We start from the raw sequence: 17890 nt of genomic DNA, 5'->3' as shown, positions 1-17890 counted from the left end.
CATGAATTAGATCATCCGATTCAACAGGTTATAATTCCCCGCAGGAACTGGCACGGTCATTGCATGGAAATCAGGGCGCGGGTCAATGGCGATCAGCGCACCGGAACGCGCGATAGGCGTTCTTCAAAGACATCGACGTCGCAAGGTTTTTGCAGCTCGCGATCCACCCAAGGGATCCGCGATGGCGCAATCTCCAAGCGGCGTTTTTTTGTGCCTGAATTTTCGTCAACGACGCAAAAGGGGAACCTGCGCATGACCAAGATCATCACCAGCATCAGCCGTCGCGGCCTGTTGAAGACATCTGCCACAGCCGCTCTGATCGGCGCGGCGAAGGCCGCCCTGCCCTCCGGCGCCTTTGCGCAAGGAGCGGGCCCGGAAACCACCAAGGCCGTGCTCGGCTTTATCGCACTGACCGATTCTGCACCTCTGATCGTTGCCAAGGAAAAAGGCATCTTCGCAAAATACGGCATGCCGGATGTCGAGGTCGTCAAGCAGGCTTCCTGGGGCACGACGCGTGACAATCTGGTACTGGGCTCAGCCGGCAACGGTATCGACGGCGCGCATATTCTCACGCCGATGCCCTACCTGATTTCAGCCGGCAAGGTGACACAGAACAACCAGCCGCTGCCGATGGTGATCCTTGCCCGCCTCAACCTCGATGGGCAGGGCATCTCGGTTGGCTCCGCCTATGCCGATTTGAAGGTCGGTCTGGATTCCGGCGTGCTGAAGGAGACCTTCGCCAAGAAGAAGGCGGCCGGCAACCCGGCCAAGGTGGCGATGACCTTCCCCGGCGGCACACACGACCTGTGGATCCGCTATTGGCTGGCGGCCGGCGGCATCGATCCGGACAAGGATGTCGAGACCATCGTCGTGCCGCCGCCGCAGATGGTGGCCAACATGAAGGTCGGCACGATGGACTGTTTCTGCGTTGGCGAACCCTGGAACGAACAGCTGGTCAACCAGGGCATTGGCTATTCGGCGGTCACCACCGGGGAGCTCTGGAACAAACATCCGGAAAAGTCGCTCGGCATGCGCGCCGATTGGGTGGAGAAAAACCCGCGGGCAACCAAGGCCTTGCTGATGGCTGTGCTGGAAGCAGCACAGTGGTGCGATGACATGAAGAACAAGGACGAGCTCGCCGAGATCGTCGGCAAGCGGTCCTGGTTCAACGTGCCGTCGAAGGACATCGTTGACCGCCTGAAGGGCGAATATGACTACGGCAACGGCAAGCTGGTGAAAGACAGCCCGCATTTCATGAAGTTCTGGCGCGACCACGCCTCCTACCCCTACCAGAGCCACGACGCCTGGTTCCTGGCGGAAGACATCCGCTGGGGCAAGTTCGAGCCCGGCCTCGACATCAAGGGAATGGTGGCGAAGGTCAACCGCGAGGACCTGTGGCGCGAGGCCGCCAAGGAACTGGGCGTTTCCGACATTCCGACCTCCACCTCGCGCGGCAAGGAAACCTTCTTCGACGGCAAGGCCTTCGATCCGGCAGATCCAGCCGCCTACCTGAAGAGCCTCAGCATTACCCGCATGGCCTGACCCCTCGGCGACCGCGGGCGGCGCTGCATCGAATGCACGCCGCCCAGACCCCGACGTGAACAAAAAGGAGAGCGGCGATGTCCGTCACCCAGCTGAACCTCAAGGAAGAAAAGAAACCGGCGCAGACTGCGCAGGTGGTCACGTTCAACCCGTCACCTGCCACAAAGCCGTTCGGCACGCGGCTGCTGCAGAATGGCCGGCAGATGATGGCGCAGCTTCTGCCGCCCCTCATCACGCTTGTGCTGATTGTCTTGCTGTGGGAACTCGTCTGTTCTTCGCCAACCTCGAGCCTTCCTGCGCCCTCGCGCGTTCTGGAAGAAAGCTGGGAACTGATCGCCCATCCCTTCTATGTCGGCCAGGGCATCGATCAGGGCATGTTCTGGCATATTTTCGCCAGCCTTCAGCGCGTGGCGATCGGTTACGCACTTGCCGTGGTGGCCGGCGTTGCGCTCGGCGTGCTGGTCGGACAGAGCCAATGGGCGATGCGCGGCCTCGACCCGATCTTCCAGGTGCTGCGCACGGTGCCGCCACTCGCCTGGCTGCCGCTGTCGCTTGCCGCCTTCCGTGACGGCAACCCGTCCGCCATCTTCGTCATCTTCATCACCGCCATCTGGCCGATCATCATCAACACCGCCGTTGGCATCCGCAACATCCCGCAGGACTACCAGAACGTCGCCAAGGTGCTGCGCCTCAACGGTTTTGAATATTTCGCCAAGATCATGCTGCCGGCGGCAGCCCCTTACATCTTCACCGGCCTGCGGATCGGCATCGGCCTCTCCTGGCTCGCGATCGTTGCCGCCGAGATGCTGATCGGCGGTGTCGGCATCGGCTTCTTCATCTGGGATGCGTGGAACTCGTCACTGATCAGCGACATCATCGTCGCCCTGATTTACGTCGGCGTGGTCGGCTTCTTCCTCGATCGCTTCATCGCCTTCATCGGGCGTCTTGTCACCCGCGGCACCGCAAACGCCTGAGGAGATCCGTCATGGCACAACCTTATCTTTCGCTGGAATTCATCGACAAGACCTTCGAGCGCAACGGCACCCGAAGCGAGGTTCTCAAGCAGATCTCGCTCGGCGTCGACAAAGGCGAATTCATCTCGATCATCGGTCATTCGGGCTGCGGCAAATCCACCGTGCTCAACATCATCGCCGGGCTGATCGATGCCACCTCCGGCGCCGTTTTCCTCGACGGCAAACATGTGGATGCGCCCGGCCCCGAACGGGCAGTCGTTTTCCAGAACCATTCGCTGCTCCCCTGGCTCACGGTCTACGAAAACATCGATCTCGCCGTCTCCAAGGTCTTCCGCGGCAAGAAGAGCAAGGCCGAGCGCCATGCCTGGGTGATGCACAATCTCGATCTCGTGCAGATGGCGCATGCCAAGGACAAGCGCCCGGCGGAAATCTCCGGCGGCATGAAACAGCGTGTCGGCATTGCCCGGGCGCTCTCGATGGAGCCCAAGGTGCTGCTGCTGGACGAACCCTTCGGCGCGCTCGACGCGCTGACCCGCGCCCACCTGCAGGATGCGGTGATGGAGATCCATGCCCGGCTCGGCAACACGATGATCATGATCACCCATGACGTGGACGAAGCCGTCCTGCTCTCCGACCGCATCGTGATGATGACCAATGGCCCGGCGGCGAAGATCGGCGAAATCCTGGACGTGCCGATCGCACGCCCCCGCAACCGCATCGAGCTGGCATCGGACCGCACCTACCTGAAATGCCGCGAGGCGGTGTTGAAGTTCCTCTACGAGCGCCACCGCTTCGTGGAAGCGGCCTGATCTCTCACGAACCGGAGCAAAGCCATGACACCCCAGGACATCGATCTCGTGCAGTCATCCTTCGCCAAAGTCGTGCCGATCCGCGAGGCGGCAGCGTCACTTTTCTATGGTCGCCTGTTTGAAATTGCCCCCGAGGTAAAGCCCCTGTTCAAGGGCGACATCAGGGAACAGGGCAAAAAGCTGATGACGACGCTCGGCGTCGTCGTCAACGGCCTGAAGAATCTTGAGGCCATCATACCGGCCGCCGAAGGGCTCGCCGTCAAACATGTCGAATACGGCGTCAAGACAGAACACTACACGCCTGTCGGTGAAGCGCTGATCTGGACTCTGGAACAGGGTCTCGGGGATGACTTCACGCCGGAAACAAAAGCCGCATGGGCCACCGCCTACACCACGCTGTCAGGCGTCATGATTGCCGCGAGCTGTCGTAACATCGAGGCGACGGAGTAATGGTCATGCCGGACGGAAGAACTGAAAAACTCGTCATCATCGGCAATGGCATGGCGCCGGGGCGCATGCTGGAACACCTGTTCGAACAGGCACCCGGCCGTTTTGACGTCACCATCTTCAACGCCGAACCGCGGGTGAATTACGACCGCATCATGCTGTCGCCGGTTCTCTCCGGCGAAAAGACCTACGAGGACATCATTATCCACGGTGATGCCTGGTATGAAACGCATGGCGTGACGCTCCATCGCGGCGACCGGATCGTCTCGATCGACCGGACCAACCGCACCGTCACATCGCAAAACGGTGTCACGGTTGCCTATGACCGGCTGGTGATTGCCACCGGTTCCAACCCCTTCATCATTCCCGTGCCGGGCCATAGCCTGCCTGGTGTCGTTGCCTATCGCGACCTGGACGATGTCGGGGCCATGCTTGCCGCTGCCGAGATGGGAGGAGACGCCATCGTGATCGGCGGCGGGCTGCTGGGCCTTGAGGCTGCAGCCGGCCTCAAGGCCCGCGGCATGAACGTGACCGTGCTGCATGTGATGCCGAACCTGATGGAGCGCCAGCTTGATCCGGCCGCCGGTTATCTCCTGCAGAAGGCGTTGGAAGACCGCGGCATCAAGGTGATCTGCAAGGCCAACACCAAGGCGATCCTGGGCGACGGTAAAGTTGAAGCCGTCGAACTGGATGACGGACGCACCATTCCCGCCTCGCTTGTCGTGATGGCGGTCGGCATCCGCCCGAGCGTTCAGCTGGCAAAGGAGGCAGGCCTTGCCGTCAACCGCGGCATCGTGGTGGATGACGGCATGCTGACCTCCGACGGCCACATCATGGCGCTTGGCGAATGCGCCGAAGTGGGCGGCCAGGTCTATGGTCTCGTAGCCCCGCTTTACGAGATGGCCCGCATTGCCGCCTCGCATCTTGCCGGCGACAAGACGCCTGCCTTCAAGCATTCCGACACGCCGACCAAACTCAAGGTCACCGGCATCGACCTCTATTCGCTGGGTGATTTTGCCGAAGGCCCGGATCGCGAAGAAATCGTCCTGCGCGATGCCACCGCCGGCATCTACAAGCGTCTGGTGATCAAGGACAACCGCATCATCGGCACCGTGCTTTACGGCGAAACGGCCGATGGCGCCTGGTTCAACGACCTGAAAAAGAAGCAGACCGACATCTCCGAGATGCGCGATACGCTGATCTTCGGCCAGGCCTATCAGGGAGGGTCTCCGCTGGACCCTATGGCGGCCGTTGCAGCCTTGCCGGATGATGCGGAAATCTGCGGCTGCAACGGCGTCTGCAAGGGCAAGATCACGTCGACCATCACGGGCAAGGGCCTGACCTCGCTGGACGAGGTGCGCGCCCACACCAAGGCATCTGCCTCCTGCGGCTCCTGTACCGGCCTCGTCGAGCAGCTGATGACACTGACGCTCGGCGACAAGTATAATCCGGCCGCTGTCACCCCGATGTGCACCTGCACCGATCTCGGCCATGATGATGTGCGCCGCCTGATCAAGGCCAAGGGCCTGAAGAGCATTCCGGCCGTCATGCAGGAACTGGAATGGAAGACCTCCTGCGGCTGCGCCAAATGCCGCCCGGCGCTGAATTACTACCTCGTCTGCGACTGGCCGGATGAATATGCCGACGACTACCAGTCGCGGTTCATCAACGAGCGTGTGCATGCCAATATCCAGAAGGACGGCACCTATTCCGTCGTTCCCCGCATGTGGGGTGGGGTGACCAATGCCAAGGAATTGCGGGCGATCGCCGACGTGGTCGACAAGTTCCAGATCCCGATGGTGAAGGTGACCGGCGGCCAGCGCATCGATCTGCTCGGCGTCGAGAAGGAAGATCTTCCTGCCGTCTGGGCCGATCTCGGACAGGCCGGTTTCATCTCCGGCCAGGCTTATGCGAAGGGGCTTCGCACGGTCAAAACCTGTGTCGGTTCCGACTGGTGCCGCTTCGGCACGCAGGATTCGACGGGGCTCGGCATCCGCATCGAGAAATTCATGTGGGGGTCCTGGACGCCCGCCAAGCTGAAACTCGCCGTTTCCGGCTGTCCACGCAACTGCGCCGAAGCCACCTGCAAGGATATCGGCGTCATTTGCGTGGATTCCGGCTTCGAGATCCACTTCGCCGGTGCCGCCGGCCTCGACATCAAGGGCACGGATGTTCTGGGTCTGGTGAAGACCGAGGACGAGGCGCTCGAGGTGATCGTGGCATTGACGCAGATGTATCGCGAGCAGGCGCGTTATCTGGAGCGCATCTACAAATGGGCGAAACGCATCGGCCATGACGAGATCCGCCGGCAGATCCTCGGCGATGTCGAGCGCCGCAAGGCCTTTTACGACCGCTTCGTCTTCTCCCAGAAATTCGCGCAGGTCGACCCCTGGTCGGAGCGTGTTTCGGGCAAGGACAAGCACGAGTTCAAGCCGATGGCGACCGTGGGTTACGGCGAGGCTGCGGAATGAGAATACCCCCTCTGGCCTGCCGGCCATCTCCCCCACAAGGGGGGAGACACCGCGAAGCAGTGTTGCGCTTCCCCCAAGACGGTGCGGCAGGTTAGCCCCTCCCCCTTGTGGGGAGGGGTTGGGGAGGGGTCTTCAATCAGAAGGATTATCCCATGAACTGGACAGACATCGGCCATATCGACGACATCCCGCTGCGCGGCGCCCGCTGCGTGAAGACGCCCGGCCTCACGATCGCCGTCTTCCGCACGAGCGAAAACGAGGTTTTCGCCATCGAAAACCGCTGCCCGCACAAGGCAGGCCCCCTGTCGGAAGGCATCGTGCACGGCAAGTCGGTCACCTGCCCGCTGCACAACTGGGTGATTTCGCTGGAAAGCGGCAGGGCGCAAGGCGCGGACGAGGGTGAGGTACAGACCTTCGAGATCCGCAACGACAACGGCGCGCTGTCGATCCTGCTGAAGGCCCCGATGATGGTAGCGGCGGAGTGAGGACGATGGGGCGAAGCTATCCGACCGCTTCGATTTCCTTGCGCGCGCAACTGGCGAGAAAGGCCGACCGCGTCAACCCGCGACGGGCAGCTTCTGCATCGATGGCCTTCAGCGTTCCGGCCTCGAAGGTCACGTTGGCACGCACGACACGGCTGTCGTCCTCGATCAACGGCACACGCAGGAGAAAGGCGCCAGCCGCGAGTTCGGCCCGGATGTCATCGCGCTCGATGATTTGTTCGATCGCCGAGGGCAAAGGCAGCGCTTCGTCCTCTGCCCAGAGCCGCAGTGCCTCGATGGCATTGGCGATGATGTCCTCTTGCGCATCCGCGGCAGAAAAAACACCCGGGAGATCCGGGAAACTAACGCCGAACGCGCTGTCGGCATCCTTGTGCACGAGGGCGATGTAATGACGCATGCGCTGTCTTCCTACTCGATCCAGCCGGCTTGTTTGGCAATGGCGCGGGCTGTGCCCAACGGCAAATCCTTTTTCGGGTGCGGAACGACGACGGTGTGGCCCTCCTTGCGGAACTTGTGGTGCGAGCCCCGCACCGCCACGAGTTCGAAGCCTTCGTCCTTGAGGCGCTGGATGATTTTTCGGCTGTCCCGCTCCATGCGCCGCCTCTTTGATGCGCATATATATACACACAAGAAAGAAGCAGGACAAGCCCATGCCCGTTGAAACCCGCACCACCTGTCCCTATTGCGGCGTCGGTTGCGGCGTGATCGCCACGGTCGATGGCAAGGGCGATGTCAGCGTCCGCGGCGACCCGGATCACCCGGCCAATTTCGGCAGGCTGTGTTCCAAGGGCTCGGCGCTGGCGGAAACCATCGACCTCGATGGACGTCTGCTGGTCCCCCGGAGCGGTGGCGAGCCGGTGGACTGGGATGTGGCGCTCGATCGGGTGGCTGCGCGCTTTTCGCAGACGATTGCCGAACACGGTCCGGATTCGGTCGCCTTCTACGTCTCCGGCCAGATCCTGACGGAAGACTATTACGTCGCCAACAAGCTGATGAAGGGGTTTATCGGTTCGGCCAATATCGATACCAATTCCAGGCTCTGCATGTCCTCTTCCGTCGCCGGCCATCGCCGTGCCTTCGGGGCGGATACGGTGCCGGGCACCTATGAGGATATCGAGCTTGCCGATCTGGTCATTCTCACCGGCTCCAATCTCGCCTGGTGCCATCCGGTGATCTACCAGCGGCTGGCTGCGGCCAAGCAGGCTCGGCCGGGCATGAAGGTGGTGGTGATAGACCCGCGCCGGACCATGACCTGCGATATCGCCGACCTGCATCTGGCGATCCGGCCAGACGGCGACGTGGCACTGTTCATGGGACTGCTAGCGCATCTGGTGAAGGCGGGCCGCATCGATCAGAATTATATCGGCGCCCATACGCTGGGTTTTGCCGAAGCCTTCGAGCAGGCCGCGGCCCTGACGCTGGCCGATCTGATGGAAGCCACCGGCCTGCCCGCCATGCAGATCCGCGATTTCTTCCGGCTGTTCGAGACGACCGAAAATGTCGTCACCTGCTACAGCCAGGGCGTCAACCAGTCGCAAAACGGCACAGACAAGGTGAATGCCATCATCAACTGCCATCTGGCGACCGGCCGCATCGGGCGTCCCGGCATGGGGCCCTTTTCGCTGACCGGCCAGCCGAATGCCATGGGCGGGCGCGAAGTGGGCGGTCTCGCCAATATGCTGGCAGCGCATATGGCACTCGAAAATGCCGAGGATCGCGACCGTGTGCAGCGCTTCTGGGCCTCTCCCCGCATCGCCGAAAAACCCGGCCTGAAGGCCGTGGACATGTTCCGGGCCGTGGCGGACGGCCGCATCAAGGCGATCTGGATCATGGCGACCAATCCCGTCGTCTCGCTGCCCGAGGCGGACCTGGTGCGCGCGGCACTCGGTGCCTGCCCCTTCGTCGTCGTCTCCGACATCATGGAGAAGACCGACACCACCGCCTTTGCACATGTGCTGCTGCCCTCGCTCGGCTGGGGCGAGAAGGACGGCACGGTGACCAATTCCGAACGCCGCATCTCCCGCCAGCGCGGTTTTCTGGATGCCCCAGGCATGGCCAAACCCGATTGGTGGCAGCTGGCAGACGTCGCCCGGCGCATGGGTTTTGCCGATGCCTTCAACTGGACCTCGGCAGCGGAGGTGTTTGCCGAACATGCAGCCTTGTCCGCCTTCGAGAACAACGGAAGCCGCGACTTCGACATTGGCGGCCTGGCAAGCCTCGACAGCAAAACCTACAACGTGCTTGCGCCGGTGCAGTGGCCGCAGCCGGCAGGTGAGCCGCGGACGCTAACGCGCTTTTTTGCCGATGGCCGGTTTTACCATCCGGATGGCAAGGCGCGCTTCATCCCCGTTGACGTACCAAAGCAGCAGGAAAGCGTGGAGACCTTCACGCTGAACACCGGCCGCGTGCGCGACCATTGGCACACTATGACTCGCACGGCAAAAAGTGCCCGCCTTTCGGGCCACATCGCCGAACCCTTCGTCGAGATCCATCCGGCGGATGCAGATCGCCTCGGCATCCGCGCCGCGGAACTGGTTGAGGTGGAAAGCCGGCATGGCCGCGTCCTGCTGCGCGCGCTGGTCACGCCTCGCCAGACGCAAGGCAACCTGTTTGCGCCGATCCACTGGAATGATCAGTTCGCCTCCAGCGCCCGCATCGGTCGGGTGATCGAGGCGGTCACCGATCCGCATTCCGGCCAGCCGGCGTCGAAGATGGCGCGGGTTACCGCCCGGCCCTTCCACGCGGGCTGGTACGGTTTTGCCGTCTCGACCGAAAAACCGCTCGGTCTGGACACTGATTACTGGGCGCTCGCCAAGGCCAAGGGCGGCTGGCGGCTGGAAATTGCCGGCACGCACGACATCGCCGACTGGACCGCCTGGTGCCGGAAGACCTTCCAGATTGGCCCGGATGGGGAGCCGATCCTTTACCAGGACCGCACGAAAGGCACGCAACGACTGGCATTTTCCAAGAACGGTCGGCTTTTGGCAGTTTTGTTTCTTGCGAGAGAGCCTGTGGAAGTGGCACGGAGTTACGTGGTTTCGCAAGTCTGCGACACGCCGACCACCTCCGCCTTGCCGGTGGCGTTGTTGGCGGGACGTGCAGGCGCCGGAAGCCCGGACAAGGGTGCCATCATCTGCTCCTGCATGAATGTCGGCATCGTCGAGATCCTCGGTGCCATCCGCAGCGGATGCGCAAACGTCGAGGCGATCGGCCGGGCAACGCAGGCCGGAACCAATTGCGGCTCATGCCGCGCCGAGATCAGGGAGATCATGCATGGAAGCCTTGCAGCCGCTGCAGAATGACAAGCGCCGCTCGACACCGGCCCGCATGGAGCCGCTGGCGAAACTGCCGGTGTTTTTCGGCCTGGAGGGCAAGCGCGTCGTGCTGGCCGGCGGTTCCGATGGCGCCGCCTGGAAGGCGGAGCTTCTGGTTGCCTGCGGTGCGACCGTACATGTCTTCTGTCCGGAGCATGACCTGGGCGAGGTCATGCGCGGCGTCATTGCCGAGCACAGCGCTGAAGCCGACAACGCCCAGCTCCTCATCCCCCTGCCGGGACCTTCTCCCCGCACGCGGGGAGAAGGAGATCGCCGCACCGTTTCCGTTCCTGAACACGTCGCATCGGGCACGTCCCCTCTCCCCGCGAGCGGGGAGAGGGCTACGGTGAGGGGCAATTCCGCCATCGTCCATCACGACCGGCCCTGGTCCATCGATATCTTCGACAATGCCGCCATGGCGCTCGCCGATTGCGAAACGGATGAAGAGGCAAAGGCCTTCTACTGCGCGGCCAAGGCGGCAGGCGTGCCCGTTAATGTCATCGACAAGCCGGCCTTTTGCCAGTTCCAGTTCGGCTCGATCGTCAACCGCTCGCCGGTGGTGATCGCGATTTCCACGGATGGTGCCGCGCCGATCCTGGCGCAGGCGATCCGCCGGCGCATCGAGACCCTGCTGCCGCCGACGCTGAAGGCATGGGCCGGCATTGCCCAATCGATCCGCGAGGCGATCAACGAACGGCTGAAACCGGGCGCCGAGCGCCGCAGCTTCTGGGAAGGGTTTGTCGATCGCGTGTTCCGCGAGACACCAAAGGAGACGACGGCAGAGGATCTGATTGCCGAGGCCGAAGGTATCGCGCGACCGACAGAAGCCACGACCGGCCGTGTGACGCTGGTCGGCGCCGGCCCGGGTGATGCGGAGCTTCTGACGCTGAAGGCGGTGCGTGCCCTGCAGGCGGCCGATGTCATTCTCTTTGACGATCTCGTGTCCGCCGATGTGCTGGAGCTTGCCCGCCGTGAGGCAAAACGCATGCTGGTGGGAAAACGCGGCGGCCGCGAAAGCTGCAAGCAGGAAGACATCAACGCCACGATGATCGCCCTTGCCAAGGCCGGCAAGCGCGTCGTGCGGCTGAAATCCGGTGATCCGATGATCTTCGGCCGCGCCGGCGAGGAAATTGAAAGCCTGGAGCGCGAAGGTATCCCCGTCGATATCGTGCCGGGCGTCACGGCGGCGATTGCAATGGCCTCAAGGCTCGGCGTGTCGCTGACGCATCGCGACCATGCGCAATCCGTCCGCTTCGTCACCGGTCATTCGCGCAAGGGCGAACTGCCCTCCGATCTCGATTGGTCGAAGCTGGCGGATGCCACCGTCACCACCGTCTTTTACATGGGAGGGCGCACCGCCGGTGCCATCGCCGTCAAGATGGTCGAGCATGGCATGAGCCCGCAAACGCCGGCGGTCATCGTCAGCGCCATCGCCCGCGAGGAAGAGCGCCGCTGGGCGGGACCGCTCTCCAGAATGCCGGAAGCCATGGCGGAAATCGGTTACGAAAACCCGGTGCTGATCGGCATTGGCGATGCCTTCATCAAGGCCCAGCGCGCGCCGATACTCCAGACGATGGACGAAGAGCCTGAGGAACGCACGGCGGCAAGCGCCTAAGCTTTGCCCCGTGGCCGCTCCTGCCGCAGCGCATCCGTGACGGATTTGAGAAGCGGCAACTCACCAAGCTCCTCAAGCATCACCGAAAGCTTCGGTCGCCAGTTCGGATAGCTCCGATGGGTGCCGGGCACATTGGTCGGTTGCTCTTCCTTGGTCAGGTCGGCCAGACGCACGGCAAGCAGCATCGACGGCGTGCGCGCGAGCAGACGGTGCAGGCTGACGACGAGACGATCGAGGTTTTCCTCGCTCAACCCCTCCTCGCCTTCCTCGGGAACCGGCAGATCCTCCGCCTCCATGAGCCGGACGAGATCGACAAGCTCCACCGCACGCGCATCGAGATCGTCATCGACCGTCTCCTCGGGCACCAGCCCGTGTTCGGCTCGCATGAAAATGTCCTCGCCATGCCACCAGCCGCCCAGCGTCTGGTGATCATGGGTGGAAACGCAGGCGAGCGCCAAGGCCGGATAATCCTCCGGCGGCGTGAACCCGTCATCATCCCGCTCGTAAGAGAAGATCCGATAGGAGAGCAGCCGGGACCGCGCCAGATCCTCCCGCAGACCTTCCGGCAGATTGCCGAGATCCTCGCCGATCACCAGGCAATCATGATGGTGCGAGGCTTCCGATAGCACACGCAGAATCTCGTCCTTCGGGTAATCGACATAGGCGCCTTCATCCGGCGAACTGTCGAAGGGCACGAGGAACAGGCGCTGCAGGGCGGCGGCATGATCGATGCGAATCGCGCCGGCATAGCGCATGGCAGCATCGAGCATGCGGCGATAGGGCGAGGTTTCGCCCCGCGCGATGCGGTTCGGCAGGAAAGCGGCCAGACGCCAGTCCTGACCGTCGATCGCCCAGGGGTCGGGCGGCCCGCCGATGCTGGCAGACGAGACATAAATCTCCGGCTCACTCCAGGTGGCCGATCCGTCCAGCGCTTCACCCACGGCCAGATCGAGATAGAGGCCGATCCGCAACCCCGCCTCTTCGGCAACCGCGACGACCTGCGTCAACTGCACATGCGTTACCCATTGCAGCCAGATATGGAACTCGATCTCATCCGTCCGCGACTGGGCAAAACTCTGCACATCGGCGCTGCCGGGCTCCTGCATCTCCTCAGGCCAGCCGCGCCAGCCGGCGGAGAGACCGCGCGAGACCATATCGGAAGACAGCGCCTCGAAGAGCGCATGCAGCCGCAGCGTTTCACCTCCCTCGCGGCGGAAGTCGTCGAAGGCGGCGGCATCGTAAGGCGCACCGGCATCACCGCCCCTGCGCCAGGCGCCAAACAGATCGCGCAGCACCCGCAGCTTGACGGCGGCAACGGCGGGATAATCGATCAGATCCGTCTCCCGCAGCGCTCCAAGTTCCCGCTCCAGATCCGGTGTCATCTCGAATTGCGGCAGGTCGTCCACGGCAATGTACAGCGGGTTCAGCCAGCAACGGTTCGACGGCTCGTAGGGGCTGCAGCGGGCGGGATCGGCGAGAAACGGCGCATGCAGGGGATTGAGCCCGATGAAATCCGCGCCGAGTGGCCCTGCCATCCGGCAGATATCTTTCAGATCGGCGAAATCGCCGATGCCCCAGTTGCGCGCGGAGCGCAGTTCATAAAGCTGCAGAGACAGTCCCCAGACGCGTTCGTCGGAAAGAAGCTGCGGCAGGAAACAGACCGGCCCCTGTTCCAGTCCCTCGCCATCCACCGTCACGTTGAGAGCCGCCAGGATCTTGCGCTTCGTCTCCTGAGAGATCGGCACCTCCGTCCCGTCCGGCTCGGGACGGGTCAGGGCGATGCCGTATTTGCGTGCGAGGCCATCGAGCGGCGAGGGATGTGGATTGAGCGTATCAGCCATTGGCAAGGCTCCAGACAAGCGACCAGGGAGCGGCATTGCCGCCGTCGATTTTCCCGAGGCGATACAGAACCTCGCCGGACGGGGCGGCCGGAATGGTTCCGGCTTCGGCAGAGAGATTGGCTGAGAGCTGCAGCTGCTTCGGCCCCAGACGCCAGCGGACCAGAAGGCCGTGACCCTCGACCTCGAACCGCCCCGCCCCGCCGCCTGCCGCGCGCAGCATCGGCACGATCCGGTCGCGCCGAAGGGAGAGAAGCGTGCGGTAGAACGCCATCATCTCCTTCGCGTCCGCGGACGACAGCCGGGACCAGTCGAGCTTTGCCTTGCGGAAGGTTTCCTCGGCGGTCGGATCGGGCAGGTCGTCCGCATCAAACCCCGGCAGGCGCGAGAGTTCCTTGCGGCGTCCCTGCCGCACCTTCTCGTTCAGGTCCTCGTTGAAGTCGCAGAAGAAGGGAAAAGGTTCCGGTGCGCCCCATTCCTCACCCATGAACAGCATGGGCAGTTGCGGCGCCAGAAGATAGGTCGCGGCAATCGCCTGCAGGGCCGCCTTCGGATGCGCGGCGATCATGCGGTCACCCAGCGCCCGGTTGCCGATCTGATCATGATTCTGGATGAAGGAGATGAAGGCCGTCGGCGGCAGATCGGCACTCGGTTTGCCGCGGGTCTCGCCGCGATACTCCATCCTCTCGCCCTGGAAAACGAACCCTTCGGCCAGCGCGCGGCCTATCTTCGACGGAAGATCAGCGGCGTAATCCTTGTAATAACCGAAGGTTTCGCCGGTGGCGGCAATGTGCAGCGCATGGTGGATGTCGTCATTCCACTGGGCGGTGAAACGCGGTGCCTTGCCGTCGGCATCCCGCGCCAGAAGATCGCTGTTGTTGTCCTCGTTCTCGACGATCAGATGCACATGACGCGCACCGGCCGCCTCGCGCACGCGCCGCGACAGTTCGGAGAGCAGATGCTCGCCGCTGTCATCCTTGATCGCATGCACGGCATCGAGGCGCAGTCCGTCGAAGCCGAAATCGCGCACCCAATAGATCGCGTTCTCGATGACGAACTCACGCACCGGCTTTGAGCCTTCGTCGTCATAATTGATGCCATTGCCCCAGGGGGTCTGGTGATGTTCGGTGAAGATCGGCGCATAGGCCGGCAGGTAATTCCCGTCCGGGCCGAAATGATTGTAGACGACGTCGAGGAAGATCGAGAGACCCCGCTCATGCGCCGCGTCGATCAGCGCCATCAGATCTTCCGGCCGGCCGTAGCTGCTTTCCGGCGCATAGGGCAGAACGCCGTCATAACCCCAGCCGCGCTCTCCGGGAAAATCACTGATCGGCATCAGCTGGAGGGCCGTCACGCCGAGATCACGCAGGTGATCGAGCTTTTCTATCGCCGCCCGGAACGTACCCTCCGGCGTGAAGGTGCCGACATGCAGTTCGTAAAAGACCAGTTCCTCGACCGGGCGCCCCATCCAATCGGTGACGCGGCGCGAAACGGCGCCAAGATCGACCACTTCGCTCGGACCATGCACATCCCGGGGCTGGTGACACGACGCCGGATCCGGAACGGCAAGGCCGTCTGGAAGCATGAAGCTGTAACGGGTACCGGGCCTGCCGCCCTCCACCGCGCATTGGTGCCAGCCATCCCCCACGGCCTCCATTTTACGCGGCGTTTCACCCTCGATCTGCAGCTGGATCGTCTCGTGCAGCGGAGACCAGAAGCGGAACAGGGTATGGGAGGAGGAAAGCTGGGGGCCGAACAGAAGATCAGTCAAAGGCGGGCCTCGTGTCGCTGAATCGCGGGAACTGCGTTCCAACGCACCGGGCAACAAAAGGTTTCGGTTCGTCTCTGAACCGCTTCCTGGGAGGCGGCCCTAAACCCGCTCCTCCGACGATGAAGCCCTTAAGCGGCGCCCCACCTTTTAAGCGAGCGAGACCGTCACCTCGCGCCCACCGAGGCTGACCGTGAAGGACGACGGCTCCGGAATGCCCGGCGCACCGGACAAGGTGCCGGTGGTCACGACCTGCCCCTTCTTCAAATGGCCGCCGCCATGGGTCGGCAGACCGTGATTGGCACACACGACGACGGCGGCAAGCGGATCGCCATCGGCATGGATCGCGGGACCATCGAAGAGAACGGAAGAACCGTTCGTCAGCCGCAACCCGCCCAGTTTTGCACCGGCCGCCAGCAAGGACCGATCAAGCTCTGGACCGACGACGTAACCGATATTGCTCATGAAGTCCGACAGGAGCAATCCAAGAGCATCGCCCGGTCCGTCAACATACCGGCTGCGCACGAGTTCGACGCCGATCGCCACACGCTCAATGGCTGCAAAGACCTCATCACGCGTGTAGGGCGTCGCGCGCGGCGGCAGATCCTGACCCAGAACAAAGGCCAGTTCGACCTCCACCTTGATGCCCGTTTCGAAACGGAAGCTCCGGTCGGCGGAGACGAAGAGCAACGGAGCACCGTAGAGTTTACCGCCATCCCGCAGTGAAAACTTGTAACCCGCGGGCTGATCCGCGCCGCGACGCGCCAGGATCTCCGCCTGGATCGCATAGGCATCATCCACGTTTGGGCGCCCGATCCCGGCCTTGTCGATGAGGGAAGCGTCTGCGATGGCCTGCGCCAATATGGTCGCAAGGCCGGTTCGCATGATCATGTCAGTGTCCACGTCTGGCTCCAGATGCATGTCTGTTGGAGGATTGGGGGCTTTCTTCGCCCCTGGTCATGAAAAAGCGCCGGGGACTTGCCCGGCGCTTTCTGTTGTTCATGTTGCCTTGGCGTCAACGGCCAGCCGGCGCCTGATGTTCGGCCGCATCGAGGATACGGCTCAGCGTCAGCGCGGCGAGCGTACAGATCGCACCGGAGATCAGGTAACCGCCGATGAAGATGATGCCGAATTCGCTCGCGAGACCCAGCGCGACCAGCGGCGCAAAACCCGCACCGACCAGCCAGGCAAGGTCGGAGGTGAGCGCCGAGCCGGTATAACGGTATTCACGACCGAAGCGCGACGAGACGGCACCGGAGGCCTGGCCGAAGGAGAGGCCCAGAATGCCGAAGCCGATGATGATGAAGGCATCCTGCCCCTTGCCGCCGGCTTCCAGCAGGAAGGGCGCCGAGAAGCTGAAGACCGCAATGATGATCGCACCGATCATCAGCTGGCTGCGGCGGCCGATGCGATCGGCAATCGCACCCGAGACAACGACCGCGCCAAGCCCAACCATGGCCCCGACGATCTGCACGAACAGGAACTCGCCGGCGGACTGGCCACCGTAGAGCGTGACCCAGCTCAGCGGGAAGATCGTCACCAGATGGAACATGGCAAAACTTGCGAGCGGCACAAAGGCGCCGAGCAGGATGTCGCGGCCGTGAACGGAAATGGTTTCCAGAACCGGGCGGGCCCTCAGTTCGTGGCTTTCGAACAGCTCACCGAATTCACGGCTGGCAACGATGCGCAGGCGCGCAAAGAGCGCCACGACGTTGATCGCGAAAGCGACGAAGAATGGATAACGCCAGCCCCAGGTGAGAAAATCCTGGTCGGACAGGTTGGCGTAGAAATAACCGAACAGCGCGCTTGCCAGGGCAAAACCGAAGGGAGCACCGAGTTGCGGCATCATGGCATACCAGCCGCGCTGGCCTTGCGGCGCATTCATGGCCAGAAGCGAGGCCATGCCATCCCAGGCACCGCCCAGCGCAAAACCCTGGCCAAGCCGGAACACGGCCAGCATCACGACGGCCCAAACGCCCACCGACTCATAGCTCGGCAGAAACGCGAGCGACGCTGTTGACCCTCCCAGAATGAACAGCGCGATGGTGAGCTTGGTGCCGCGACCATAGGTGCGGTCGATCCACATGAAGACGAGCGAGCCGACCGGTCTTGCCAGGAATGCCAGCGAGAAGACCGCAAACGACATCAGCGTTGCCGTCACCGGATCACCGGCGAACGAAAAGACGAGCCGCGGGAACACGAGAACGGAAGCGAGACCGTAGACGAAGAAATCGAAGAACTCGGACATGCGTCCGATGATCACGCCGATGGCGATGCTGCCGGGCGACAAGGGCTTGTCGTCGTGCATCGCACGGGCATCGCGCTCGAACTCGGAAGACGTAGGGGTTCCAGCTATGGACATATATGCACTCCTCCTTTGCGGCGAATAGTCGCCTCCCCAAAGGAGAGGATGATGCATATTTGGCTGTTATCAAGTCCGAAATGCTGGACGGGCCAAGATTTCGCCCCATTTCCGGTGTGGTCGCCGGTGTGTGCTGGAAATCAGCTCTCCTGGACCTTCGGCTTGAAGAGCCGTTAGCCGATTATTCAGCTCGCGTCTCGTAAGAACGCCCTGCAGGGCTGTGGGTTCCTGCTGCAACGCACGAAAA

Annotated in this window: 14 protein-coding genes; 8 read left to right on the top strand and 6 right to left on the bottom strand. The window is 62.8% G+C overall.

Features of this window, described 5'->3' with window-relative positions; genetic code table 11:
• Positions 1-252: 252 nt before the first annotated feature.
• From OU993_RS10595 to nirD, 6 genes are all read left to right on the top strand, one after another.
• Positions 253-1542: a CmpA/NrtA family ABC transporter substrate-binding protein gene (locus tag OU993_RS10595; RefSeq protein ID WP_268156862.1), complete on the top strand. Its 1290-nt coding sequence runs from the start codon at positions 253-255 to the stop codon at positions 1540-1542.
• Positions 1543-1619: 77 nt separating this feature from the next.
• Positions 1620-2516, top strand: a complete 897-nt coding sequence (gene ntrB / locus OU993_RS10590; RefSeq protein WP_268156860.1) for a nitrate ABC transporter permease — start codon at positions 1620-1622, stop codon at positions 2514-2516.
• An 11-nt stretch (positions 2517-2527) separates the two neighbouring features.
• Entirely contained in the window at positions 2528-3325 is a 798-nt protein-coding gene (locus OU993_RS10585) for an ABC transporter ATP-binding protein (protein WP_268156859.1), read from the top strand.
• A gap of 24 nt (positions 3326-3349) precedes the next feature.
• Entirely contained in the window at positions 3350-3775 is a 426-nt protein-coding gene (locus OU993_RS10580) for a globin family protein (RefSeq protein ID WP_268156857.1), read from the top strand.
• A gap of 5 nt (positions 3776-3780) precedes the next feature.
• Entirely contained in the window at positions 3781-6243 is a 2463-nt protein-coding gene (nirB, locus tag OU993_RS10575; protein ID WP_268156855.1) for a nitrite reductase large subunit NirB, read from the top strand.
• 152 nt (positions 6244-6395) lie between these two features.
• Positions 6396-6728 carry a nitrite reductase small subunit NirD gene (gene nirD, locus OU993_RS10570; protein WP_268156853.1) on the top strand — a complete coding sequence of 111 codons (333 nt, stop codon included), beginning with the start codon at positions 6396-6398 and terminating at the stop codon, positions 6726-6728.
• Positions 6729-6744: 16 nt separating this feature from the next.
• Here the strand turns inward: nirD and OU993_RS10565 are convergent, their stop codons facing one another.
• Both OU993_RS10565 and OU993_RS10560 read right to left on the bottom strand, forming a co-directional pair.
• Positions 6745-7143, bottom strand: a complete 399-nt coding sequence (locus tag OU993_RS10565) for a type II toxin-antitoxin system HicB family antitoxin (RefSeq protein WP_268156851.1) — start codon at positions 7141-7143, stop codon at positions 6745-6747.
• An 11-nt stretch (positions 7144-7154) separates the two neighbouring features.
• On the bottom strand, positions 7155-7340 hold the full coding sequence (locus tag OU993_RS10560) for a type II toxin-antitoxin system HicA family toxin (protein WP_268156849.1): 186 nt from the start codon (positions 7338-7340) through the stop codon (positions 7155-7157).
• 56 nt (positions 7341-7396) lie between these two features.
• On the opposite strand from OU993_RS10560, the gene OU993_RS10555 reads away from it, so the two are divergent.
• Both OU993_RS10555 and cysG read left to right on the top strand, forming a co-directional pair.
• The gene (locus OU993_RS10555; protein ID WP_268156848.1) at positions 7397-10048 is read left to right on the top strand and encodes a nitrate reductase; all 2652 of its coding nucleotides are present in this window, start codon (positions 7397-7399) and stop codon (positions 10046-10048) included.
• Positions 10020-11675, top strand: coding sequence for a siroheme synthase CysG (gene cysG / locus OU993_RS10550; protein ID WP_268156846.1), 1656 nt, complete (start codon positions 10020-10022; stop codon positions 11673-11675). Before OU993_RS10555 ends, cysG begins: the two co-directional genes overlap by 29 nt.
• Here the strand turns inward: cysG and malQ are convergent.
• The 4 genes from malQ to OU993_RS10530 form a co-directional block, all read right to left on the bottom strand.
• Positions 11672-13516 carry a 4-alpha-glucanotransferase gene (gene malQ, locus OU993_RS10545; RefSeq protein ID WP_268156844.1) on the bottom strand — a complete coding sequence of 615 codons (1845 nt, stop codon included), beginning with the start codon at positions 13514-13516 and terminating at the stop codon, positions 11672-11674. The genes cysG and malQ overlap by 4 nt on opposite strands.
• Positions 13509-15284, bottom strand: a complete 1776-nt coding sequence (gene treZ, locus OU993_RS10540) for a malto-oligosyltrehalose trehalohydrolase (RefSeq protein ID WP_268156842.1) — start codon at positions 15282-15284, stop codon at positions 13509-13511. Before treZ ends, malQ begins: the two co-directional genes overlap by 8 nt.
• Before the next feature lie 147 nt (positions 15285-15431).
• Positions 15432-16172 (bottom strand): hypothetical protein, encoded by a 741-nt coding sequence (locus tag OU993_RS10535; RefSeq protein ID WP_268156841.1) that lies wholly within the window; start codon positions 16170-16172, stop codon positions 15432-15434.
• 124 nt (positions 16173-16296) lie between these two features.
• Positions 16297-17643: an MFS transporter gene (locus OU993_RS10530; protein ID WP_268156839.1), complete on the bottom strand. Its 1347-nt coding sequence runs from the start codon at positions 17641-17643 to the stop codon at positions 16297-16299.
• Positions 17644-17890 lie beyond the last annotated feature (247 nt).

The sequence above is a fragment of the Rhizobium sp. SL86 genome, assembly GCF_026672545.1.
GTDB lineage: Bacteria > Pseudomonadota > Alphaproteobacteria > Rhizobiales > Rhizobiaceae > Neorhizobium.
This window is presented reverse-complemented; position numbering and strand designations above follow the sequence as displayed.